This window comes from Neobacillus sp. D3-1R, from assembly GCF_052180215.1.
Taxonomy (GTDB): domain Bacteria; phylum Bacillota; class Bacilli; order Bacillales; family Cytobacillaceae; genus Pseudoneobacillus.
On record NZ_CP197471.1, the window covers coordinates 3,361,838 to 3,387,762 of the forward strand.

Annotated in this window: 19 protein-coding genes and 1 other annotated feature; of the genes, 6 read left to right on the plus strand and 13 right to left on the minus strand. The window is 35.3% G+C overall.

The genetic code is table 11. From position 1 onward, the window contains the following. Positions 1-2: 2 nt before the first annotated feature. A complete protein-coding gene (gene sppA, locus ACSBPO_RS17295; protein WP_442595487.1) occupies positions 3-1,016 on the minus strand; it encodes a signal peptide peptidase SppA in 1,014 nt (337 codons plus the stop codon). Between the two features lie 167 nt (positions 1,017-1,183). Here sppA and ACSBPO_RS17300 point away from each other — a divergent pair, with 167 nt between their 5' ends. Further along, entirely contained in the window at positions 1,184-1,984 is an 801-nt protein-coding gene (locus tag ACSBPO_RS17300; protein ID WP_442595489.1) for an NAD kinase, read from the plus strand. A gap of 49 nt (positions 1,985-2,033) precedes the next feature. On the opposite strand, the gene rarD is transcribed toward ACSBPO_RS17300, so the two are convergent. The 7 genes from rarD to ezrA all read right to left on the minus strand — a co-directional run bounded on the left by rarD (position 2,034) and on the right by ezrA (position 11,027). Further along, the gene (rarD, locus tag ACSBPO_RS17305) at positions 2,034-2,966 is read right to left on the minus strand and encodes an EamA family transporter RarD (RefSeq protein WP_442595491.1); all 933 of its coding nucleotides are present in this window, start codon (positions 2,964-2,966) and stop codon (positions 2,034-2,036) included. Positions 2,967-3,075: 109 nt separating this feature from the next. Further along, on the minus strand, positions 3,076-4,668 hold the full coding sequence (locus tag ACSBPO_RS17310) for an amidohydrolase (RefSeq protein WP_442595492.1): 1,593 nt from the start codon (positions 4,666-4,668) through the stop codon (positions 3,076-3,078). A gap of 94 nt (positions 4,669-4,762) precedes the next feature. Next, positions 4,763-6,349, minus strand: coding sequence for an acyl-CoA synthetase MbcS (mbcS, locus tag ACSBPO_RS17315; protein WP_442595494.1), 1,587 nt, complete (start codon positions 6,347-6,349; stop codon positions 4,763-4,765). Positions 6,350-6,521: 172 nt separating this feature from the next. Further along, a complete protein-coding gene (locus ACSBPO_RS17320; protein WP_442595496.1) occupies positions 6,522-6,728 on the minus strand; it encodes a small, acid-soluble spore protein, alpha/beta type in 207 nt (68 codons plus the stop codon). A 104-nt stretch (positions 6,729-6,832) separates the two neighbouring features. Beyond that, positions 6,833-8,041 (minus strand): tRNA uracil 4-sulfurtransferase ThiI, encoded by a 1,209-nt coding sequence (gene thiI / locus ACSBPO_RS17325; RefSeq protein WP_442595498.1) that lies wholly within the window; start codon positions 8,039-8,041, stop codon positions 6,833-6,835. After that, entirely contained in the window at positions 8,031-9,185 is a 1,155-nt protein-coding gene (locus tag ACSBPO_RS17330; protein WP_442595500.1) for a cysteine desulfurase family protein, read from the minus strand. The genes thiI and ACSBPO_RS17330 overlap by 11 nt, the downstream gene beginning before the upstream one ends. A gap of 150 nt (positions 9,186-9,335) precedes the next feature. Beyond that, positions 9,336-11,027, minus strand: coding sequence for a septation ring formation regulator EzrA (gene ezrA, locus ACSBPO_RS17335; RefSeq protein ID WP_442595502.1), 1,692 nt, complete (start codon positions 11,025-11,027; stop codon positions 9,336-9,338). Positions 11,028-11,253: 226 nt separating this feature from the next. On the opposite strand from ezrA, the gene hisJ reads away from it, so the two are divergent. Further along, complete coding sequence (gene hisJ / locus ACSBPO_RS17340) at positions 11,254-12,048, plus strand: histidinol-phosphatase HisJ (RefSeq protein ID WP_442600397.1); 795 nt, start codon at positions 11,254-11,256, stop codon at positions 12,046-12,048. Positions 12,049-12,062: 14 nt separating this feature from the next. On the opposite strand, the gene refZ is transcribed toward hisJ, so the two are convergent. Then, positions 12,063-12,698 (minus strand): forespore capture DNA-binding protein RefZ, encoded by a 636-nt coding sequence (refZ, locus tag ACSBPO_RS17345; RefSeq protein WP_442595504.1) that lies wholly within the window; start codon positions 12,696-12,698, stop codon positions 12,063-12,065. A 155-nt stretch (positions 12,699-12,853) separates the two neighbouring features. Between refZ and ACSBPO_RS17350 the strand changes: the two genes are divergently transcribed. Next, positions 12,854-13,333: a GAF domain-containing protein gene (locus ACSBPO_RS17350; RefSeq protein WP_442595506.1), complete on the plus strand. Its 480-nt coding sequence runs from the start codon at positions 12,854-12,856 to the stop codon at positions 13,331-13,333. Between the two features lie 498 nt (positions 13,334-13,831). Here ACSBPO_RS17350 and megL read toward each other — a convergent pair whose 3' ends face one another. Continuing rightward, entirely contained in the window at positions 13,832-15,007 is a 1,176-nt protein-coding gene (gene megL, locus ACSBPO_RS17355) for a methionine gamma-lyase (RefSeq protein ID WP_442595508.1), read from the minus strand. Positions 15,008-15,158: 151 nt separating this feature from the next. Continuing rightward, positions 15,159-17,042 carry a diguanylate cyclase gene (locus ACSBPO_RS17360; RefSeq protein WP_442595510.1) on the minus strand — a complete coding sequence of 628 codons (1,884 nt, stop codon included), beginning with the start codon at positions 17,040-17,042 and terminating at the stop codon, positions 15,159-15,161. 414 nt (positions 17,043-17,456) lie between these two features. Here ACSBPO_RS17360 and rpsD point away from each other — a divergent pair, with 414 nt between their 5' ends. After that, on the plus strand, positions 17,457-18,059 hold the full coding sequence (rpsD, locus tag ACSBPO_RS17365; RefSeq protein ID WP_442595512.1) for a 30S ribosomal protein S4: 603 nt from the start codon (positions 17,457-17,459) through the stop codon (positions 18,057-18,059). 46 nt (positions 18,060-18,105) lie between these two features. Here rpsD and shc read toward each other — a convergent pair whose 3' ends face one another. Beyond that, positions 18,106-19,989 carry a squalene--hopene cyclase gene (shc, locus tag ACSBPO_RS17370; RefSeq protein WP_442595514.1) on the minus strand — a complete coding sequence of 628 codons (1,884 nt, stop codon included), beginning with the start codon at positions 19,987-19,989 and terminating at the stop codon, positions 18,106-18,108. Between the two features lie 85 nt (positions 19,990-20,074). On the opposite strand from shc, the gene ACSBPO_RS17375 reads away from it, so the two are divergent. Next, a complete protein-coding gene (locus tag ACSBPO_RS17375) occupies positions 20,075-21,211 on the plus strand; it encodes a DUF2515 family protein (protein ID WP_442595516.1) in 1,137 nt (378 codons plus the stop codon). A 58-nt stretch (positions 21,212-21,269) separates the two neighbouring features. On the opposite strand, the gene tyrS is transcribed toward ACSBPO_RS17375, so the two are convergent. Next, positions 21,270-22,532 (minus strand): tyrosine--tRNA ligase, encoded by a 1,263-nt coding sequence (gene tyrS / locus ACSBPO_RS17380; protein WP_442595519.1) that lies wholly within the window; start codon positions 22,530-22,532, stop codon positions 21,270-21,272. 98 nt (positions 22,533-22,630) lie between these two features. Then, positions 22,631-22,866, minus strand: a binding site (T-box leader). Between the two features lie 177 nt (positions 22,867-23,043). On the opposite strand from tyrS, the gene ACSBPO_RS17385 reads away from it, so the two are divergent. Further along, complete coding sequence (locus ACSBPO_RS17385; protein WP_442595521.1) at positions 23,044-25,902, plus strand: transglycosylase domain-containing protein; 2,859 nt, start codon at positions 23,044-23,046, stop codon at positions 25,900-25,902. The last annotated feature ends 23 nt before the right edge of the window (positions 25,903-25,925 follow it).

The window sequence follows — 25,925 nt, forward strand, 5'->3', positions numbered from 1 at the left end:
CCTTATTCTGAATATAAATACATAAGTCTTGGAGAATTTGTTTTTGAAAGTAATTTCATTAAACTAGTCATTTCCAAATCTTCACCGACTATTTTTTTAGCACTCATACTAAAGAGGGAACCGAATCCAAAGTCCTCGCTATAACGAACAACCTGAGCATCTTTTATTTTTAAATCTTTTTTCATGGTATCGACAACATCATTGAAGTAGCCAAATCCATCTATTAAGTTTAATTCTTTGGCTTGTCTGCCATCATAAATTCTACCATCAGCAATTTCTTTCACTTTTACAGGAGAGATATGTCGTCCTTCTGAAATAACTTTAACAAAGCCCTCGTAGGAATTATTAATCATGGTTTGCAAAATAGCCTTTTCTTCTGCTGTCATTTCTCGTGTTGGACTCATAATGTCTTTATAAGGACCGCTTTTAATGGTAACAAAATCAACCCCGTATTTTTTGGCTAGCCCTTCATAATTCATTCCATGCATAATGACACCAAGTGAACCCGTTAAGGTTTCAGGGCTAGCAAAAATCTTCTTTGCTGGTGTAGAAATATAATATCCACCTGAAGCTGCCATGGAACCCATTGAGATATAGACCGGCTTCTTTGTTTCTTCCTGAATTTCAACAATTCTATCATGTATCTCGGCACTCTCCACCACTCCACCACCTGGAGAGTTTACCCGAATAATAATACCTTTTACGGAGTCATCATTCTTTACTTGATCTAATTTCTCCAAGAACGAACGATGATTGTACCCGGGACTTTCAAAAAAGGAACCTACATCTCCACCCGTATCCTGGATGACACCATCTACCTCTAGAACAGCGATTTTTTCCATTTCGTTCCCTTTATCTATTACTTCCTCCATAAACTTTTCTTCATTTACAGAGAAAATATCACTAAATGACTTTTCAATATCATTGAAAGCAAAAGAAGATAAAGCATTAATAATAATAGAAAATACAAATAGTCCTGCTGCAATCCCTAAAGCAGCCCAACGTTTACCGTTCATTTATAAACCTCCTTGTTCAAATAACTGTCACTTTATTATGTACGAACACGCTTTAAAAAAGTTTTCAAAACATGCTAAACTTAATTCAATCATCAATTATTATGTAAATCAATAGAAACTCGGTAAAATAATGGAATTAATTTCAAAGAAGGTTGGAGGAATTCGTAATGCCTAATCGTCGTAATGTCTATTTTTACCACGCAATAGATTCATCTAAAATGGAAAGAGTGGAATATCTATATTATTTAGCTACTCGTTATGGTTTTAAGGTTGTAAAAGATCCTCACGAAGCCAATATTGTCGTTAGTATTGGAGATGATGGAACTTTCCTACAAGCAGTTCGAAAAACAGGATTTAGAGAAGATTGCTTATATGCGGGTGTCTCAACAACAGGAAGACTTAGTATGTACTGTGATTTTCTCATTGATGATACCACAAAGATGATTCAAGCCATTACAAATGAACAAATTGAAGTCCGGCGTTATCCAACCATTGATGTGACGATTGACGATCAATTTACTTTTCGTTGCTTAAATGAATTCAGTATTCGTTCTGCCATTATTAAAACCTTTGTCATAGATGTATTTATTGATCAACTTCACTTTGAAACGTTTCGTGGAGATGGAATGATTGTTGCTACACCAACTGGCAGTACCGGTTACAATAAATCTGTGAATGGATCGATTGTAGACCCATTTTTACCATGTATGCAAGTGAGTGAAGTGGCTTCAGTCAATAACAATAACTACCGTACTCTAGGTTCCTCTTTTATTTTAAGTTCAGATCGAAAACTCATTTTAAAAGTAGCTCAAGATGGAAATGATCATCCAACAATGGGAATGGATAATGAAGCTTTAAGCATTCAACATGTTGATACAATACAAGTGCAATTAAGTGAAGGAAGAATTAAAACGGTTAAGCTTAAAGATAATTCCTTTTGGGAAAAAGTGAAAAGAACTTTCCTCTAAATTTTTTAAAAATAGAAAAGAGCCAGATAAGGTCTGACTCTTTTTCTTCTTACATCGATAAACCTTTTTTTCTTTTTGCCTTTAATTCTAGGTTCATTATAAATTTAGTTTTTGAGAATGAATACATGGTTAATGCTAACCAAATGAATACAAAAGCTACTAAATGAGCTTTTGAAAAATGTTCTCCGTAAACAAATACTCCTAGTATCAATGAAATGGTTGGAGCAATATATTGTAAAAATCCTAATGTTGATAGAGGAATCCGTTGGGCTCCTTTTGCAAAGAATAACAAAGGAGTAGCCGTTGCGGCCCCTGCACCAATTAATAAAAGATCAATCGTTGGAGAAATGGTAAGAAACGAATTATTCCCCTGTACAAATAAATAAATCATATAGGCTATTCCGATCGGTGTTACCACCATTGTTTCAAGTGTTAATCCTATTGTTGAGTCTACAACAATCATCTTTTTAGCTAGCCCATATAATCCGAATGAAAATGCTAAAGACAAGGATATCCACGGGAAGCTCCCATAAGATATAGTTAAGACTAAAACCCCAATAAGAGCTAAAAGAATCGATAAAAGTTGAGTCATGTTCATTCTTTCTTTAAAAACGATAATTCCTAGAATCACACTTATTAAAGGATTAATATAATATCCAAGACTTGCTTCTATCATATGTCCAGAATTAACCGCCCAAATGTAAATAAACCAATTTCCTGATATAAGAATGGAGGCTATGATAAGTGCCATCATTTGCTTCTTATTTGCCTTAAGATGTTTTAATGTTCCTCCGAGCTTACCTAGTTTTCTAGTAAGAATTAACAGCACAATCATAAAAACAAAAGACCATACTACTCGGTTAGCCAATATTTCATCTGATTTCACTTCAACAAGAAGCTTCCAATATATTGGTAGAAGTCCCCAAAGCAAATATGAAAACCCTGCTGATAAAAATCCAAGTTGATATTCATTTTTATTCATTATTCTTGCCTCGATTCTTTCTAGTTTCGAAATAAATTTAATTATAAACCGAAATTAGAATAGCGCAAGTAAAAACATAAAAAAAGGAAGAAATTTCATCTAATTATTTTTAAGATTGATAAACAATGTCTCCACCAATCACTGTCATTTTCACTTTAAGATTGGCAATTTTCTCTTGTAGAACCGTAAAGATGTCTTCTTCCAGAATAGTGAAATCAGCTAAGAATCCTTCTTGAATCATCCCTCTATTATGCTCATGACAAATAGCATAAGCACTTCCTTTAGTAAATAACGAAACGGCCTCATATACCGTTAGTTTTTCTTTTTGTCCATAAACAGTTTGATTGGGATCGTCATGATTAGTTCTTGTCACAGCTGCATGAATTCCTAATAATGGGTTTAAAGGCTCAATCGGTGCGTCTGATCCTCCTGCACAAGGAATACCAGCGTCAATTAGCGTTTTCCATGCATAACAAAATTCCATCTTGTCGCTTCCAATTCTTTCTATAACCCATGGAAAATCGGAAGCAAGAAATCTTGGCTGTAAATCCAAAATCAAAGATGACTGATTTTTTGCACGTTCAATTAAGTCCTTATTTAGGATTTGGGCATGGATAATTCGATCTCTACCTTTTGTGACTGGATTTTGCTCAATGGCACTTAATGCATAGTCAAAAGCTAAATCTCCGATTGTATGTATAGCGACTGGCATATTCAGTCTTCGAGCTTTAGCAACCAAATCATTTAATTGTTCTTTTGTAAAAATGGCTACCCCGTTCGTTGTTGGATCATCTGCATATGGAAAGCTTAATAGCGCCGTTCTTCCACCCAGTGCTCCATCTGCAAAAATCTTCATAGCTCCAAATTCAATACTTGTATCACCTGTAAAGGATGAGTATCCTGCTTCGTTCATTTCGTCCACTACACCATGATGGACTAAAAGGTGGGCACGAAATTTATTCCCCTTTTCTTTTATCACTTTTTCAAAGGTTTCATATGTAGGATGAAAACCACTATAATAATTTAAATCCTCTGTGTGCCCCCCCGTTAACCCTAATTGGTGAGCACCTTTTATCGCAGCGGTCATAGACTTCTCCAAATATTGTTTTGTAACATTTGGTACTACCTTTAATAGTAGCTCCTGTGCCTGGTCTTTCAGTAATCCGGTTAATTCTCCATTACTCCCCACTTCGATTACACCACCTGCTGGGGTTTTTGTATCAACTGTTATTTCGGCTAATTCAAGGGCTTTCGAATTAGCAACCAATGCGTGTCTACAAATTCTTTTTAGAATAACAGGGGAATCAGAAATGATTTCATCTAATTCAAGACGTGTAATAGCGGTTGCATCGTCCCAAAGATTTTCATTCCACCCATCACCAATAATCCATTCCCCTTCGGTAAAGCTTTTTGCATAATCCTTTACTGCAGCCAATACATCCTTTTTCGTTGTGAAGCCTGAGAGATCTAATCGAATTAATGTTTCTCCATATCCGATTAAGTGTAAATGACTATCTACAAAACCAGGTAGCATGGTCGCGCCATTTAAATCAATCCTATCTATTATTTCACGATGATATCTTTCCTCCAAATCTTTCTTCTTTCCTATCGCAACTATGTAATCATCTTTCGTTAAAACTGCCTCAACCGTATGCTTCTCATTCTGAAGAGTGTAAATAGAGCCACCAAACCATAATTTCATCCTGCCACCCCCTGAAAATTTTATATCTTTTTCACGCATCATTTTGACAAAAAAATACAGAGGATTGGATCCTCTGCATTAATTTTACTGAAAATTAGCTTTGTTTTAAAGCTTGCAATTCTTTTTGTCTTAACTCGATCCGGCGAATTTTTCCTGAAGTTGTTTTTGGGAGTTCACTTAAAAACTCAATTTTTCTTGGATATTTATATGGTGCTGTTAATTCCTTTACATGATCCTGAAGATTTTTTACAAGATCGGGAGAATTTACATCTACACCGTCCCTTAATACGACAAACGCTTTGACAATATTTCCACGAATCTCATCAGGACTTGCTACAACAGCACATTCTTTAACAAGTGGGTGTTTTACAAGTGCATCCTCTACTTCAAATGGTCCAATGGTATATCCTGAACTAATAATAATATCATCACCACGACCTTCAAACCAGAAGTAGCCATCCTCATCTTTTTTCGCTTTATCACCTGTTATATAATAATCTCCACGGAACTGCATAGCCGTACGTTCAGGATCTTTATAGTAATTTTTAAATAAGGCTGGAGTTTCGATATGAACAGCAATGTCCCCGACTTCTCCAACACCACAGATTTCTCCATCTTCATTAATAATCTCTACTCTATTTCCCGGAGTCGGTTTTCCCATGGAACCCGACTTGAGCGACATTTGTTTGGTAATTCCAACTAACAATGTATTTTCTGTTTGACCATAACCATCACGAACATCTACGTTAAAATGCTTTCTAAATGTATCGATCACTTCACGGTTTAAAGGCTCACCTGCTGAAACAGCACTATGCAGATCTGGAAGCTTAAATTCCGATAGATTATCTACTTTAGCCATCAGTCTATACTCAGTTGGTGTACAACATAAAACATTGACCTTATAGTTCTGTAATAGTTGTAGGTATTTAATAGGTTCAAATTTACCCTGATAAACTAAACCAGTTGCTCCTGTGCCGAGGACCGATAAAAATGGACTCCATATCCATTTTTGCCACCCTGGACCCGCTGTGGCCCAAACCGTATCACCTTCCTCAATACATAACCAATTTTTCGCGGCGGTTTTTAAATGAGCATATGCCCAACCATGCGTATGGACAACTCCTTTAGGATTTCCTGTTGTTCCAGATGTGTAGGATAGAAAGGCCATATCTTCTCTGCTAGTATCAGCTAAAGCTAATTCTTCAGAAGCGTGTGCCATTGCTTGCCCCAATTCAATCCATCCTTCAAATTCTTTTCCAAGGACAAATTTTTGTACTTCATTCATATCATCAATAGCTTCGAATTGGTCGACGTATGGATAATAACTAATAACAGCCTTTACTTCACCATGGGTAATGCGATATTGTAAATCTTTTGTACGTAATAATTCTGAGCTAGGGATTACGACTAAACCTAACTTTAGTGCGGCTAAGTATACCTCGTAGGCTTCAATAAGTCTAGGAACCATGATCAAAACGGTTTCACCTTTTTGCAGCCCTGAGTTTAAGAAAACGTTTCCAATTTTATTTACATGTTTAATTAAATCCCCATATGTAATTTCCTTTGTTTGGCCTTCTTCATTTTCCCATTTTAAAGCAACTCTTGTAGGATCCTGTGCAAATCTTTCCATTTCAGAAACAAGATTATACTTTTCTGGTGCAATTAGATCTTTTCGCTCCAACTTCTCTCCCCCTCATTTGCAATATAATTAATTATACAAAATTATTTTAAAATTTAAAATAATTTATCATTTTACACTATAAGGGTAGTACAAAACTAAAGTCAGCTATTTACATGAAACGAGAAAAGGAGTGGGTTTTATCCCACTCCTTTGTAGCCATTTTATTTAGTTATTAGCGAGAAAATCCGCCACCTAATTGTTGCTCAGCCATTTGAACTAAACGCTTAGTGATCTCACCACCAACAGATCCGTTAGCGCGAGAAGTTGTGTCAGCACCAAGGTTAACACCAAATTCTGTAGCGATTTCATATTTCATTTGGTCAAGAGCTTGTTGTACTCCAGGAACTAATAATTGATTTGAGTTGTTGTTGTTTGCCATGTGATTTCACCTCCTTGTGAGTATAGATTGTGTAAAATCACATGGCTTAATACAAAAGATTAACTGGTAATTGTTCACAATTTTTATTGAATTAATTGTCCAGTTTAAAATAGATCTTCTAAATTATCTTGTTTTAATGAATGACCAGGTCTTATGATTAACATTTCTGTGTTTTCAACAGCTTTTTGAATATATGGTTCAAAATCAATAAAACTTTCATAATGTTGAACTTTTTCACGCTTTGGTTTTGTTTTAGGGGATGCCGGCACGAAAATCGTACAGCAATCCTCATATGGAAGTATCGAGATATCATGTGTATCAATCTTTTGAGAAAGTTCAATAATTTCCGTTTTGTCCATCATAATTAAAGGCCTCAATACAGGAGTATTTGTAATCTCGTTTATAGTATACATACTTTCTAAAGTTTGGCTGGCAACTTGTCCTAAACTTTCACCTGTTATGATGGCTAGGCCATTTTGTTTTTTTCTTAATTCATCCGTTATTCTTAACATCATTCGTCTTGTCGTTGTCATTGTATAATTGCTAGGAACTTGACTGTGAATGAGCTGTTGTATTTCGGTAAATGGCACAATATGTAATGCCATTTCGCCACTGATGAGAGATAACTTTTCCGTTAGATCAATAACCTTTTGCTTCGCTCTTTCACTTGTGAACGGAGGACTAAAAAAGTGTACACCTTCTACCTCTAGCCCTCTTTTTAATGACAAATACCCAGCAACTGGGCTATCTATCCCCCCCGAAAGCATAAGCATCGCTTTGCCGTTTGAACCAGAAGGATATCCCCCTGCCCCTAATATCGTTTCACTAAATAAATAAGCGGCTTCTTTACGAACTTCTATACGTAAATTAATATCAGGCTTCTTCACGTTTACAGTTAATCCAGGGATATTTATTAATAAATGAGCACCAAATTCACGATTTATTTGATCGGTGCTAAACTCAAAGGATTTATCAGCTCTTCTCCCAGTTACTTTAAATGTCATGCCTGGCTGATACAATTTTTGAACAAGTGTTAAAGCAATATTCTTCATTTGCTCGATATCCTTTTCCACCTTAACAGCGGGGCTAAAGGACTGAATTCCAAATATGTTTTTCAAAACCTTCACTATATCCTCTAGCTTCTCTTCTCCCAAAACCACATACATCCGCTCTAAATCGCCTTCGACAAATGCAGTTGAATAATTTTGTATCGCACGTCTAATATTCTTTTTTAACTTATCTACAAATTTATTTCGGTTTCTCCCTTTCGTTGAGAGCTCTCCATAACGGATTAATATTCGATCATATTTCATTATTCTTCATTACCTTTCCTAAAGTTTGTATCGTTTTACGAATCGCCTGAACAAATTTCTCTGCTTCTTCTCTCGTATTTTCAAATGATAAGCTAACTCTAATCGCACTCTTGGCTACATCTTCCGTTATACCCATTCCTAAAAGAGTATGGCTAACGGATTTGACTTTTGATGAACAAGCACTTGTGGTTGAAACAAAAATATCATCCTCTTCAAGTGCATGAACGATTACTTCTGCTTTAAATCCCTTGATAGAAAAATTAATGATGTGAGGAGCGCTGTTTTCAATTGGTGTATGAATCAAAATCTCTTCTTCTTGACCTAACTCTTGAAGAAGATAGCTTTTAATTTTTAAAATGTTTTCCAATTCACTATCCATTTTAGTTAGAGACATTCTGAGCGCCTTTGCCATTGCTATAATTCCGGCTACATTTTCTGTTCCGCTTCTAACTAGCCACTCTTGGTTTCCACCAGTAAATAAAGGAGCAATTTTGACACCCTCACGAAGATACAAAACTCCGTTCCCTTTTAAACCATGAAATTTATGCGCTGAAACGCTGCAAAGATCTATTTGACATTCATGGAAATCGAGAGGAACTTTGGAAATTCCTTGAACATGGTCCACGTGAAATAAAATTTTCGGATAATCTTTAAGCAGTTTTCCTATTTCCTTAATTGGCTGAATGGTTCCTACTTCATTATTCACATGAATAATGGATACAAGAATGGTTTCATCCCGAATAGACCGTTTTAATTCCTCCATATCAATTCTTCCTTCTGAATTTACAGAAAGGTAGGTAATATCAAAACCATACATTTTTAGCGATTCAAGAGATTCACGGATAGAAGCATGCTCTATAGCTGAAGTAATAATATGATTACCACGATTCTTATACATCATGGCTGTTCCTTTAATGGCTAAGTTATTGCTTTCTGTTCCACCTGATGTAAAATAAATCTCTTTGGAGTTTATATTTAATAATGTTGCCATTTGATTTCTAGCCTGACTTAATAAAGCTTCCACCTGCCCCCCAAATTTATGAAGAGAGGATGGATTGCCGAAGTAGTCAGTTGAAACTTTTACATATGAATCCAAGACTTCTTTATATGGTTTTGTGGTTGCACTATTATCAAAATAAATCATCATTTTCTCCTTTTAACCATCAACTAAAAACTTTACCATAGTTAAGTTTAAATGAAAATTAAAGTATTTCAATTTTATTTTCTACATAGGCATGCATTTGAGTCATTTTCAAAAAAGAAAAAAGCTGCTCATAAAGAGTCAGCTTTCCATTTATTCTTTATCTGTTAACATGGCCTCGATTTTTTTTAGAGCACCTGGCTCTACTTCTTCAATGGCAGTGGCGGCTTGCTCGAGTGCTTCCTGGTAGTGGAAGCTTCTAAATTCTTGTTCAGCATTTCTTAACCCGTTTGCAACGGATGGGAATCTACTTTTATATCGATTACCATATTGAATAACCTTTTCAGCCAAATGGACATTTTCTATCATATCTTCTGTTGTACGGATTAGTTTCTCAATAGTCATAACCGCAACTTCAAGGTATTGGTGAACAGATTGCATATCAAGTGGCTTTTGCTCAAGTCTGATCATCACATTTTGAATTCCTTCTTTGGCATCCTCCACTAAATACTTATATTCTTCTGGCAGTCCAGGAATATTGCTTTTAGTAACTAATCGAATCGCTTCATTCAATTTTCTTTTAAGTTCCGCAACTTTTTCTCGAGCAACCATTTCATCTTTTCTAAGCATTTGCAGTTTCTCTTTATAGGTTTTCTGCTCAGTTTGAATAGTCTCAATCTCATCTTTTATGACTGTTAATTCCTCACTTAATAAGGAATGGGCAATATCATTTTGTTCGATTTTAAATTTAAGTATTTCAAATTTTTTAGTGATTTCCGCTAATCTTGTTTCCATTTGGCGCGATTGCTCTAATTCATGTTCTGTTAAATGGTACGTTTGCTGCACTAACTGGGTTTCCGTTTTTAACTCATCGCTCTCTTGATGGGTGATATCAAGCAACTGACCAGTAGGCTCATTACTTTTCACAATAAATGCTTTCGCGTGTACTTCCTGTTCAAGGAGATCATATAAGAGGTCAATATTTTCTTTTATTTCTTTTATTTTTGTATGAACATCATGAATGTCTGCACTTTCAACTTGAGCTTTCAATAGTTCAAGTTCATTTTCTAAATGCTCCGTTTCCTTTAAAACAGGAATATGTTCAAGAACATATCCTTGTTCCAACATTTCGCGGAATCCTTCTCTTAACTCAGAAATTTGAGCTGGTAATGCCGATTGACAGTCTACAAGAAAGGCAGGGATCCATTCCATTTTATTTTTTATTTGATCTAGTTGATCTTTGATAACAAGTACTATTTCTCGTGCTTCAAGATAGTTACCATTTTCTGTTTTTTCTTCATATGTGCCAAACTGAACGATGACTTCATCTAAAAGAAGCTCAAGACGTAATTCAGCCTTACCAAATTGATGACGATGTGCTAGTAAATTTTTCTTTGCTTCACGATATTCGTCTTTAAGTTGTTCGATTTCCATTCTATTTTTCTCTTCACTACCAACTAGTTCATTCAATTCGGATAAAATTTTATTGATTTTGCCTTCTGTTTTTAAAAGTTTTTGATCAATTTTATTTTGAACTTCCCGAGCTCGTTTAAAACGATACTTATCAATGTACTCCTCGGCATCAAATAAGTACTCTTCTACATCCGGTAAATCAATCGTTACAACTTCATCCCATTCCGTTCTCCATCTTTCGAACAACTCTTCCGTTTGGCCAGTCATATTTAATTGCTTTACCTTAGACATTTCTTCTAAGATTGGACGGCCCATCATCTCGATTTTCCATTGTTCCAGACGATCGATTTCTTTATAAAATTTCTTTTTTGAAAATATTCCGACTAAAATCAAGCCGATAATAATAATGATGATTCCTAATATATATTCCATATAAGCCCCCTGTCTTGGCAGCGCTCTAATAAGCATCTTTCAAGTTTCATCTAAACTTTAATATTGTGTTATTTTTAATGTATTTATGATACCATGTAAACGACAATTTTTGACTATTATTTTCAATATTTTTGAATAAATTGTCGCAGAAACCTAATTTTTTCACAGATTTTCATAAAATTAGCTAAAAATTATACATTATAAAGAGGTGAACTATGAAATGAACATGAAAGATGGTCATATCCATACCCCGTTTTGTCCACATGGTACCAAAGATGAGTTCGGCCATTACATCGAAAAAGCAATTGAATTAGGTTACCAAGAAATTTCTTTTACTGAACATGCTCCTCTACCAGCTAACTTCATCGACACTACTCCAACTGTTGATAGTGCCATGTCATTTTATCAGCTCGATGCATACTTTCATGAAATTGAGAAATTGAAAAAACAATACAGACAGAAGATTAAAATAAATGCAGGATTAGAGGTAGATTTCATTGAAGGGTTTGAAGAGGAAATCAAACATTTCTTAAACGAGGTTGGTCCAAGATTAGATGATTCGATTCTATCGGTCCATTTTTTAAGGAATAACTCGGACTATCAGTGTGTTGACTACAGTCCTGATGTTTTTGAATCAATGATCCAAGAATATGGATCAATAAATAATATATATCAAAAGTATTTTGAAACATTAACACTTTCCATCATAACTGATTTAGGCACATTTAAACCAAAACGAATAGGTCATATAACGCTTATTAAAAAATTCCATAAAAAATTTCCTGCATCCGAACGTTTTGAAAATCAAATTTTTTCAATTTTACACCTGATCAAAGAAAAAGGTTATGAACTCGATTATAATGGTGCAGGAACTGCAAAGCCATTATGCCGCGAGCCATATCCTCCTGATTGGATCATTAATGAAGCGAAGCATCTTCAAATCCCACTGGTATATGGGTCAGATGCTCATCAAGTAAAGGAGTTACATCAGGGTAGACAAGAAATGGTAGACCTAAGCTAAAAGGAATGACCCTTTTAGCGATTTACTGCCTTTTTTTCGGTAATAAAAGCATTCAGCCCTAATACTCCATCGATCCATTGGTATATTTCTTGCAAATATTTTTCTTCAAAAAATCGTTCGTGTGGAAAGACATGGAGTACTTCCGTCACATACTGAGTATTTAAAAATGGCATCGTCAGCATCCCTTTAAATTGAATCATTAAATATGCCATGGAATGTGGTTTCATTACCTTTTTTTGCATACCCTTCTCCAATATCTTTTTTAAAAAATATTTTTCTTTTACATAATATGTAGACATAATTTCCCTTACAACTTGGGAATCTATCGACATCTCTCTAAGAATAAATCTAGTGAAATGAATATTATTACATTGAAAAGATAATATATTTTTAGATACCTTTTTTAAGCAGGCAATTGGATCTTCCTCAAGAATATCCATCGCTGCTTCTATCTCTGTTAAATATTGTTCAAAAAATGATGTTAAACAATATTCTAATAATCCGTGTTTGTTTTCAAAATAGTAAGCAATGTTTGCTACATTCACATTTGCTTTAGTAGAAATATCACGAATGGAAGTTGCGTGGAATCCTTTTGTATTAAACAATGATATTGCTGCTTGGATAATGGCTTCTTTAGAATTCTTTTTCACTATACTTCCCTCGCTTTATAAATTCAGATTCCTTCTACTATTACATTCTGTTATTTTTTCATCATTCCTTTAAGAAATTGTCGACAAAGTCTCCTCTTTTTCTATCTCTTTTGTTAGAATGAATTATAAATTTCATGAAAGATAGGTGAAAAAAGATGTTTCATGTCGAAAATTACCGAGGAAATAAAAACGAAAACTATGAGTTAGTAAAAAAACAGCTTAAAGCATTAATAGAAGATGAACCAAACCAAATTGCCAATTTAAGTAATGCATCCGCTCTTTTAAACCTGTTTTTAGACAGAATTAACTGGGTTGGTTTTTACCTAATGGAAGAAAATGAACTTGTTTTAGGGCCATTCCAAGGTTTGCCAGCATGTGTAAGAATCCCTGTAGGAAAAGGTGTTTGTGGGACAGCAGTAGCAAAAAAAGAAACCCTACTAGTGGAAGATGTCCATCAATTTCCAGGACATATTGCCTGTGATGCTGCTTCTCAATCCGAAGTCGTAGTCCCTTTAATAAAGAACGGAGAAATCCTTGGTGTCCTTGATATTGATTCACCAGAGAAATCACGCTTCGATGAAGTGGATAAACAAAAGTTAGAAGAATTCGTTGAGGTATTAGTACAGTACTTGTAATTTCTTTTTAAAATGGTCCCTAATCTTTTATAAAATGATGGACATTTTCATAACTTTTGGAAGACCTTTTGTCCATCATTGACTTTATGATGGACATTTTTATAACTTTTTGAAGACCTTTTGTCCATCATTGACTTTATGATGGACATCTCTATAACTTTTTGAAGACCTTTTGTCCATCATCGACTTTATGATGGACATCTCTATAATTTTTTGAAGACCTTTTGTCCATCATCGACTTTATGATGGACATCTTTATAATTTTTTGAAGACCTTTTGTCCATCATCGACCTTATGATGGACATCTCTATAACTTTTTGAAGACCTTTTGTCCATCATCGACTTTATGATGGACATCTTTATAATTTTTTGAAGACCTTTTGTCCATCATCTGCTTAATGATGGGCATCTTTATAACTTTTTGGAAGACGTTTTGTCTATCATGCAGTAATACAAAAAGAAGGAGCAGTGTTTTATGCTGCTCCTTCTTTAATCCAATCAAATTTTATCAAGTGCTTGCTTGAGATCGTCCACAATATCCTCCCAAGCTTCTAGGCCAACAGAAAGCCTTAATAAAGAATCATCAATACCCATTTTCAGCCTTGCTTCTTTAGGCACGACTGCATGAGTCATCGTTGCCGGATGCTGAATAAGGGTTTCTGCATCACCTAAACTTACTGCAATTTTAATTAGATTTAATTGATTCATAAACTTCTGTGCGGTTTCTTTTGAACCTTTCAATGTAAACGAAAAGATTCCTCCAGGCTTTTTCATTTGTTTGTCGGCAATATGTTTTTGTTTATCTGTTTCGTCCCCAGGATAAAAGACCGTCTCTACTTTTTCGTGACCTTTTAAAAAGGAAGCTACTTTCTTCGCATTCTCACAATGTCTATCCATTCTTACTGGAAGAGTTTTTAGCCCTCTCAACAATAACCACGCATCAAATGGAGATATAATACCTCCAATATCCTTTAATGTAGTCATAGCCACACGATCCATGAACTCTTTTTTCCCAACAGCTAAACCAGCAATGACATCGCCATGACCACAGATATATTTTGTTGCACTATGGATAACTACATCACATCCTAGTTCAATGGGATTTTGAAGATATGGAGAACAAAAAGTATTATCCACGATAACAGGAATACCTCTTTTCTTTGCAATCTCTGCTACCATTTGTAAATCAACTAATTGCATGGTTGGGTTAATTGGTGTTTCGATATAGATTAAGGCTGTTTCCGGTTTTAATTCTTTTTCAAGAGCTTCTGAACAATCCATATTTGAAAAATTATGGTCAATATTATATTTGTCCTTCATTAATTGAAGTAATCCAAAGGTACATCCATAAACACCCTGTGAGCATAAAATATGGTCACCTGATTTTGTTAAGGCAAGTAAAATAGCCGATACAGCCGCCATTCCAGAACCAAATGCCAAACCCGCCTCTCCCTTTTCTAAGGTGGCTATCCGTTCCTCTAACACTCTTACTGTTGGATTGCCTAATCTTGAATAGATAAAACCATCCTCTTCGCCAGCAAAGCGCCTTTCTCCTTGTTCGGCAGTTTGAAAGGTAAAGGTTGAAGTTTGAAAAAGAGGTGGTACTAAGCTCCCATTAAAGTTTGAACTCTCATATCCACCGTGAATGACCTCTGTTTCAAATTTATTGCGCATATTGATCCTCCTTAATATTGAAAACGCTTTCATAATAATAGAATATGATAAAATGGCCTAAAGGAGAAGAATAATTTTATGAAGAATTGGTTAAGATGATCATTTTGTTAAAATAATTAAATAAAAAATAGACACTTCACTGGTGAAGTGTCTATACAATACTTGCTGTTTCCTCTATTTCAACTTTATTTTTCCCTGAACCTTTCGCTCTATATAAAGCTCTATCAGCGCGGCTGAACAATGATTGAGCAGTATCAATACATTCACGCTTCCAATAGGATACTCCACACGAAATGGTTACTTGTGGAGTTGTCTCATCAGATACTTTTAAAACCAAGCGTTCCGCAATAGAAATCCCTGTTTCAAGAGGGACATTCGGTAAATAAATGGCAAGTTCCTCGCCTCCCCATCTAGCACCGATGTCTGTTCCCCTAATATTGGTCTCAATAATGTTAGCCACTTGGATTAATACATCATCACCCACTTGGTGTCCAAAGGAATCGTTTATATACTTGAAATTATCCAAATCGATTAAAATAAACGTTCCTTGGTCATCCTCATCCATAGAAGCAATTAACTTCTCATCAAGATAATTACGAGAATATAGTTTTGTAAGATGATCTGTAACCACCATTTTTTCTAATTCTTCTCGAAGCATAGAATTAGCAAAAGCTAGTGTAGAATGATGAATTAAGGATTGTAAAAGCTTAAATGTTTCAAAGGAAAAAGAATAAGGATTTCGTTGAACAACAATAGAAAAACCTTTTAGTATCCCGCTTTGCACCATTGGAACAGCCATCAAAGATCGATAGGATGGGCCATTTTGTTCAGGAGGAAGTTGAAAATCACCAATAAATAACGAATCCTTTTCGTTTTCAATTTTTTCATTTACAAATTCTATATAGCCCCTCGCAGCTTCACTCTGGAAAAATGGAGTACTGCCAGGAAGTACGCGTATTTTATGGACACCTTTAGCTATAAGAAAGAAACCCACTTCATCTGCATCAAAGGATTTCGTAATTTGTTCGCACATAAACCCCATTGTTTCACTTAATCTCAAATTGGAGTTAAGACGGTGAGATGTTTCATTAATTAATTGCAAATCCGCAATTAAACGTCGAGATTGTTGGTAAAGCTGTGCATTTTCTAATGCACTCCCTGCAGTGTTGGCTAATAATGTAATAAATTCTACTTCATTTTGTGGAAAAACAAGGGTATTTGGTGCCATCACTTGTAACACACCATAAACTCCCTGTTTCCCTTTAAGCGGTGCATATAGTACAGATCTTCTCTCTTGTATGGAATCTTCAAATTGAATCGTACCCGTTACATATGCCTGCATAGCTGCAATGTTTTCACTATCATATTCTAAATCTCGGATTGGCAAATCACTATGACTGTGATTATCTTGCGAAAGAAGAAGGAAATACGTAAATGTAGGATAAACTTCCTTTAAAGTCATGATAATTTCGCCTAATACATCATCCATATTCATCGAAGAATGAAATTTTTCTGTTACGCGATACAATTGTTTATATCTTTTTTCTTCAGATACAATTTTTGAAAGGGCTTGTCCTTTTTCAATGAATACACCACATTGTTGACTCAAATTTTTATAAAATAGATCGGACAGTTCATTTACTAAGTCAAAAGATTCTTTCTTTTTAATTAGAAGAAGACCAATAAACCCCTTCTTGCCATATAACGGAACGAATAAATCATTGTTTTCTGCACTAATAATTGACAGTGGTTTAAAATGGACAAATCTTCCTCCAAAAGTATGATCAAATTCCTGTGAAAACTCTATTTTAAAAGGAGAGCTTGATGAAGAATTAGAACTGCTCTCAAGTAAAAAATATGGATTCCATTCGTCTCCACTGTAGAAAGAGACTTCTTCTAACTTTAAAATATTCTTTATCGCAAGTAGCATATTAAAAAGAATCGATTCATATTGCCATAAACCCAATTCAGCATCAATGATATCAAAGAAGCGATTTTTTAATTGGATCATGATTTCTTTTTCTTGACTTCCCATCTATCATCACCTATTTTTACATACTAAATAAGCCAATCTCTTGGCTTCTTAATGAATTATTAATAATGGATATTATTTTTTAAAAACAATTACTATTCTCATTATATCATAATCCTTTGAAATCTCCTGTGATTAATTAAAAAAATTCCTCGTTTTTCTAGGTATGATTTGTCCATCTTCTCTTGACTTTTTTATGATACAAATTATATAATAGCTTTTGTGTAAAATATCGCAGCCTATATGAACATCTTTATATGCTCATTTTGTTCCTCATAGGTTTAAAACCTATTGATGGTGCATCTTGTAACCTTGTGCTGCTAAGGCGAAGGTGCATGAAAACAAAATGAATATAAGTGTAGCTTCATATCTGTTTTTATTTTACCAAAATAAAAACATAAAAGGAGGAGTCATATTATGGCTCGTTATACAGGTCCATCTTGGAAACTGTCTCGTCGTCTTGGAATTTCACTAAGCGGCACTGGTAAAGAAATTGAAAAGCGTCCTTACGCTCCTGGTCCACATGGTCCAAACCAACGTAAGAAGCTTTCTGAATACGGAATGCAATTACAAGAAAAGCAAAAACTTCGTCACATGTATGGAGTAACTGAGCGTCAATTCCGTAACCTTTTTGACAAGGCTGGTAAAATGCCTGGTAAACATGGTGAAAACTTCATGATTCTTCTTGAAGCTCGTCTTGACAACGTTGTTTACCGTTTAGGTTTAGCTCGTACTCGCCGCGCTGCACGTCAGTTAGTAAACCATGGTCATATCCTTGTTGATGGTTCACGCGTTGATATCCCTTCATACCGTGTAGCTGCTGGCCAAACAATCAGCCTTCGTGAAAAGTCTCGTAACTTAGATGTTGTTAAAGAAGCAGTAGAAGTAAACAACTTCGTACCTGACTACTTAACATTCGATGCTGACAAATTAGAAGGTACTTTCACTCGTTTACCAGAACGTTCTGAATTACCTGCTGAAATTAACGAAGCTCTTATCGTTGAGTTCTACTCTCGTTAATAACTTCAAAAAACACTCGTCTCCGATTGGAAACGAGTGTTTTTTTCTATACATGGAACTTTTTTTGATAATGGGCTAAGGCGAGTAACGGAAAGATATAGCGATAGCTATGATAGTGGATATAGAAATCACCACCCATTGCCTGGCCTTTTGGATAGGTTATGGTCCACTCTTGCAGTTGTTTCCGATTGACTAAAAATTTAACTCCAGCTTCAATCTCAGGCGTCACAACTTTAGAAGCAGCTATCAGTGCATCGACTGCCCAGGCAGTGTGGGTTAACGTACTTACTCCAAGAGGAATGTATTTGTTATTAATATCACTTTTACAGGATTCCCCCCAGCCGCCATCCACATTTTGGATTTTCTTTAACCATTCGACCCCTTTTTGAATGGATCTATGGTTGGAAGGGATTCGGACTGCTTTTAGCCCCGTGATTGCCGCCCAAGTACCGTATATATAACAAATTCCCCATCGTCCATACCACGAACCATCCTTTTCTTGGTTTTTCTCAAGCCATTTGACTGCCTTTTTAATAGATGAATGATTGATAGACATTTTAGTATACTTACCCAAAAACTCTAATGTTCTACCAGTCAAATCTGCACTACTTGGGTCAGTTAATAAATATTTAGCACCTTCAATGGGCAATAAATTGATAATAGATTTATTGACATTTTTTTCAAAAGCTGCCCATCCACCATCATCATTTTGCATCGAAATCAACCACTTTAACCCTTTGTCCCAAGCTTCTCTAATAGATGGGTTATGTGCAGTTTCCTGTGAGAGCGATCTAAGAACGGCAGTTGTATCATCTATATCAGGATTTATGGTATTAATCTCAGAGAATCCCCACCCTCCAGGGAGACTTTGAGGATTATGAATAGCCCAGTCACCATATTGGTGATGTTGCTTCTTTAGCAAATATTGGTTTGCCCTTTTTATAACGGGATCAGAGGTGGCAACACCTGCCCTTTGCATTGCAAAGCTAATTAAAGAGGTATTCCAAACAGTAGCTGTTGTATATTGAATATGGAAATGATCGTTAATGGTCGTTTTCATTCTTTTTAATCCGTCGACGGCTTTTAATATGAGAGGATCGCGATTTGAATATCCTAAAGAGAGCAATGCGAATATCATCAGAAAAGTAGAACTGAAATAACTATAGAATGTTCCATCCTTTTCAATTCTATTTAACATGTACTGTTTACCTTGTTCTATCGCATAAGCATGAATTTCCCCTGGTAATCCGACCAAATTCTTTATTACATCTTTTAGATAGATATAAATAGCTTTCCATTCCCCTGACCTTTCCCATTCTAAGGAAATATCTTTATTAGATAAAAATAAATTTTTCAGATCGGGGCTTTTTGAAGTTTTTTTACTATATTTTTTATCCGCTACTATCATAATTGGAACGAGATTGGCCCTTCCATACACAGAAAAGTCATAAAAATTAATAGGAAAGGTGGTAGGAAGTAAGAGGATTTCAATCGGGATAGGAAAAAAGGTTGGCCAGGGATATTGATTAGTTAAAGCTAACATTACTTTTGTAAACATATGACACTTTTCAATTCCACCATTTTTTAAAATAAAACGTTTAGCTGCTAGCATTCGTTTATCATTGTTATTTACATACCCGGAATAAAGTAAAGAGTAATAGGCTTCAACAGTTGCAGTTAAATTCCCCTCTTCTTCATCATAGTAGAGCTTCCAGGCACCATTTGTCTCCTGTTTATTCAATATTCGTTCTACAAGCTGTTTCACTAACTCTTCATCATCAACTTCAAGTGTCCGCAATAAAATGATCATATAGGCATCAGTTGATATTCCTGTTTCAAACGGATAATTCCAGGAACCATCAACATCTTGATCTTTTTTTAGAATGTCTATGATTCGATCCATTTCATTTTTAATATTTTTACGATGCATTTTCTCACTCCCCTTAAAACCTGTTCCGTACCTTATACATATTCCTTATTTGTTTCCTAAATACAAAAAGGTGGTGAAAAATCTGATGTGTCCTTTAGGAAAAAATAGGTTAACCCGTTTATCAAAACATCTTATGGAAATCAAAAATGAATTAAAAAATAAGAAACCTATTTTCATAGATGAAAAAAAGTTAAGCGAGAATGATCAACGCCTTATAGAAAGGATTAGAAAAATAACAACTGAAAATAATCTTAATAATATTGTAAGAACAAAAGCCTATCTAGAGTTTTATCAAAAATATCCTGAAATTCACTGGTCATTTTTAGCACATATGGTTTCAAGAAACGGCGGTTGGAATATGACAGATTTAGAGGGAGAATACTTATCTAGATTACTAAGCAGATCATCCAGGCAAGCATTTTTTTCTTTTCTAGAGAGAGGAAACTGGCTCATTTTTCAAGATGCGTATCCACAATTATTACTTTACGAAGAAAGTCTAAGAAGCAGAAAAAACTACTTTTATTTACTTCCCTTTTTAAATATTTCTTTATTTATGGAGACTATATGGAATCATTATTGGATAAAGAAAGACCCCAATATTTTGACAATCGGCCTCATTGTAAATGAACAAAATTATATAGAGGAACGGGTTGTTCAGAATCCGCTTTTAAAAGAAAAAGTATTTAATTCAATTGAATTTAAAATCCAAGACTTATTATCGTTTAATCAAATTCTTTTGCCATATGAACAGAATAATAAGGTGAGGTTCTTAGGACAGACGGTCCATCATTTCGATTCACTCCATGAACGAATTTTGATAGGAAAAAGATTATACAACCTCCTTTTTCAATCAGAAGATATTGCTAACAGCGTGCTTCACTGGGCCATACAAAATCCGCACACAGCCTCTCGTAAGGATTACTGGCCTAATTTATTTAATGATATCAAGGAAGGAGTTCCAGGACTTGAATCAGTGCTTAAAGTAAATCAATGTAAACTGATTCCTGGGTCAATGCGACTCTATAGTCCCAGATTAGAGATTGTGTGGAAAAATGTTCATCATAAACAAGCAGAACCAGGTGACTGGTTTAAAGATTGGAAAGTGGTTGAATATTTAATGTATACAGATGAAAATATCAATGGAGATATAATGAGTGACTATTGTCAAACTTTAGAAAAACTTGATCTTACTACTGCTGCAAAAAAGGTTATTTTCGATTAGTTCTTTCCCAGTTATAAAGGTATAAAAAAATCCCCTTTTTAGGGGATTTTTCTATTCATTAATCTACGTAATTGATAAGATGGTATTTCTTCTTTCCTCTTCTAATGATCGTAAATTGGCCTTCAATGCGATCCTTTTCATCCACCACATAATCTACTTGGGTTACCTTCTCCCCATTTAAAGAAACAGCTCCGTTTGTAATATCTTCTCTTGCTTGACGCTTTGAAGGACTGATACCCGCAGCTACTAAAAGATCTACTAAGGTAATTTCTTCACCCGTTGAATGATTGTAGGAAGGAACATCTTTAAAGCCCTGTTTAATTTCGGTAGCAGAAAGTTTTTTCACATCACCGCTAAATAGCGCATCTGTAATTTTAATAGCTTGAGCTAATGCCTCTTCACCATGAATAAGACGTGTCATTTCTTCAGCTAAAGTCTTTTGAGCCTTGCGTAGGTGAGGTTCTTCCTGTACAGATACTTCTAAGGCTTCAATTTCTTCTCGTGATAAGAATGTAAAATATTTAAGGTATTTGATTACATCAGCATCAGCCGTATTAATCCAGAACTGGTAGAACTCGTATGGTGTTGTTTTCTCAGGATCCAGCCAAACTGCGCCACTTTCTGTTTTCCCAAATTTTGTACCGTCGGACTTTGTCACTAATGGAATTGTCATCCCGTAAGCTTTTGATCCTTCAGGAAGCATTTTTCGAATTAATTCTAAACCTGTCGTAATATTTCCCCACTGGTCACTACCACCAATTTGTAATTTACATTGAAGGTTTTCGTATAAATGTTTAAAATCCATTCCTTGCATAATCGTGTAAGTAAATTCAGTAAAAGAAATACCTGTTTCCAAACGAGTTGCAATCGTTTCTTTGGATAACATGTAATTGATTCCGATATGCTTTCCGTAATCACGAAGGAAAGTAATCATATTCATCGGCGCTGTCCAATCGTAGTTGTTAACCATTAAAGCGCCATTCTCACCCTCAAAATCAAAAATCGAATGCAGCTGTTTTTGTAGGCAATCTACATTATGTTGTACGGTCTCAATGGTTTGAAGGGTTCTTTCCTCTGTTGCTTTCGGATCACCAATTAATCCTGTAGCTCCACCAACTAGAACAATAGGACGATGTCCATGATTTTGGAAACGTCTTAAGGTTAAAAATGGAAGAAGGTGTCCAATGTGCATACTATCCCCGGTTGGGTCCATCCCACAATATAAGGAAATCTTTTCTTTATTTAAAAGTTCCTTTAACCCTTCTTCATCTGTTTGCTGGTATACTATTCCACGCCATTGCAAATCCTGTAATAAATCCATTTTGACTCCTCCTATTTATAAGTAACAATGTTAATTGTTTACCCTATTTGATTTTTAACCTTTTAATAAGGCCAAATAAAAAAACGCCCTTGCAAAAATGCAAGGACGCTAATATGCGCGGTACCACCTGGCTTGAGCGTTTTGAATGCGAACAAACGCATGAAGAACACTCCACTTAACATGTTAACGGACATGACCGTTTACCACTACTGTTCATGTTCATGGCAAAAGCTCCGGGAGGTAATTCGTTCTTCTATTTGCATCGGTTTACACCAACCACCGACTCTCTAAAACAGGGATAGAAGGACTACTGGATTCCCATCAAAGCAGTAACAATTTTTAATTAAACCATTTTTACCATAAAATATAGTTAGTTGTCAATTTCCTTTTTCTTTTTTCCTTTTCCAAAAAAAGACATCAAAAATTGGAAATATCAGAAAAATGTCAAACCTTGTCATCTTCCTTTTCTGATTATGCTATAATTGTATGTGATTTTAGGGGGATTGATTAAATGAACAATGAATCGAATAAATGGGTGGACAGGTGGAAGTACTTTCTAAATCTTTTCACACATAAAAGAACAGTCAAAAGTGCCAGAATTACCTATCAAGTTATCTGGAATTTAGTTCTTATATTTTTTATTGTTATTCTTTTAGGCGGCGCTTTTGCAGGTGGAATCGGTGCTGGCTACTTTGCCTCACTTGTTAAGGATGAACCGATTAGACCATATGAGAAAATGAAAAAAGAAATTTATAATTACGAGGAAACATCCGAACTCTATTTTGCTAATGATATCTATCTAGGTAATTTAAGAACCGACTTGGAACGTGAAGAGGTTCAAATAAAGGATGTTTCGAAATATTTAGTCGATGCGGTTGTTGCTACAGAAGACGAATATTTCTATGACCATTCAGGTGTAGTACCGAAAGCGATCTTTCGTGCCCTTTTTCAAGAAGTAACCAATTCTTCCGTTCAATCGGGTGGAAGTACGTTAACTCAACAATTAATTAAAAATCAAATCCTTACAAATGAAGTATCTTTTGAACGTAAAGCAAAAGAAATTTTATTAGCCTTACGCCTAGAGAAATTTTTTAAGAAAGAAGAAATTTTAGAGGCCTATTTGAATGTATCTCCTTTCGGGAGAAATTCTTCCGGAAGAAATATTGCCGGAGTGCAAACTGCTGCTAAAGGTATATTTGGTGTTAATGTAAAAGAATTAACTCTTCCGCAAGCTGCCTTTATTGCTGGATTGCCTCAAAGTCCTTTTGGTTATACCCCTTTTACGAATGAAGGCGTTTTAAAATCTAATCTTGAACCTGGTCTAACAAGAATGAAGACGGTTTTAAAAAGGATGTATGATGGTGGATTTATAAGCAATAAAGAATATCAAAATGCACTTACCTATGATGTAACAAAAGACTTTATTCCACCAAAATCTAGCAGTATAGAAAAATATCCTTGGTTAACATTTGAAATTGAAAAACGAGCAATTGACATATTAGCTGTTTCTTTAGCTGAAAAAGATGGTTATGAGGAAAAAGATTTAAAGCAAAATAATGAATTGTATGAAGAGTATACGACTCTTGCAAATCGAAATCTGCGACAAAACGGCTATAAGATCCATTCCACCATCGATAAAGATATTTATGATGCGATGCAGAAAACAAAGGATGCATATCCTTATTATGGACCAGATAAACCCCAAGTGGTTAAAGATCCAGATACTGGACAAGATAAAACGATTCAAGAACCTGTTGAGGTTGGAGCCATTTTAATCGAAAATAATACAGGAAAAATAATTAGCTTTGTGGGCGGACGAGATTATTCTCGTGCACAAGTGAATCACGCAACTTACACGAAACGTCAAAATGGATCTACCATGAAGCCATTACTTGTTTACGGTCCTGCTATTGAACTAGGGAAAGCTTCACCTGGAAGTCCCCTTCCGGATGTTGAATTAAGGCTTGATCCTTCTAACCCAGATAAGCCTTGGCCACTTAACTATGATAAACACTACAATGGCCTAGTTTCCGCGAGATATGCTCTTGCAAAATCTTATAATGTTCCTGCCATCAAACTATATAGAGATATTATCAATGAGAGGCCAGCTAAATATTTAGAAAAAATGGGCTTTACCTCTTTACTTGAACCCGATTATACCAATTTATCAACTGCCATTGGATCTCTAGAACAAGGGGTAACAGTTGAGGAAAATACAAATGCATTTGCCACTTTTGCTAACGGTGGAAAATTTGTCGATGCCTATTTGATCGATAAAATTTTAGATAAAAACGGAAAAGTTGTCTATGAGCATAAAACCAAATCCGAAGAAGTTTTCAGCCCGCAAACTGCCTATTTAACCGTTGATATGATGCGGGATGTTATTAAACGAGGAACGGCCTCTGCTGTTAATGGTCGCCTAAAGTTTCAAACAGACTGGGCAGGTAAAACAGGAACAGGAAATGAATTCTTTGACTCCTGGTTTGTTGCATCCAATCCAAATGTCACATTTGGAATCTGGACTGGTTATGACCATAATAAATCCTTAGAAATAAAAAGGGGTTTAAGCTATAGCATGCGAACCAATTATTTATGGGCCGACTTATTAAATGCTGCTTATGACGTAAATCCTGAATTAGTCGATCCTGTTGAACCATTTAAAATGCCCGGTGGAATTGTAAAAAGATCCATCTGTGCGGTTTCGGGTTTACTTCCTTCTGAGGCATGTTCAAGAGCTGGACTAGTTGAAAGTGATTTATTTAATATGAAATATGCCCCAACAGAAGTTGATTCTAGTTTAATTGACGGTAAATATGTTCAGGTCGGTGAGAAAAAATATTTAGCGCTTGACTCTACACCAGATGAGTTTGCAGAACATGGTTTGATCTTAAACCCTGATTACATGGAACAAATTACTGGTGTAAAAATACCTGAACCGGGACAATTAATTCCTAAAAAAGATGGCTGGTCAAAGATCCTTGTACCAAATGATAAAATCCAGGAAAATGGCCAAATACCTGATGACCCTTTAATATCAGTATCCGGTAACACTATTTCATGGGCTAAGGATGTGGAACCTGATGTTATTGGCTATCGAATATATAACAGTAAAGGAGAAAAGGTCGGAATTGAAAAGTCAGGTTCAGACTATGCTTTCGATGTTAAAAATGGTACTTATTATGTAACAGCAGTCGATATCGCAGGACAGGAATCCCCTCCATCTAATGTGGTTGAAGTTGGAAAACCAATACAGTCTGATGATCCTAATTCAGATGAAGAAACGGATGACAATTCCAAAGATAAAGATAAAGAAATTATTGATTTAGTTCCATTTTCTAACGAAACCAAAAAACCTAAATCCAAAAATTAAAAAAACGGAAGTGCTCTAACAAG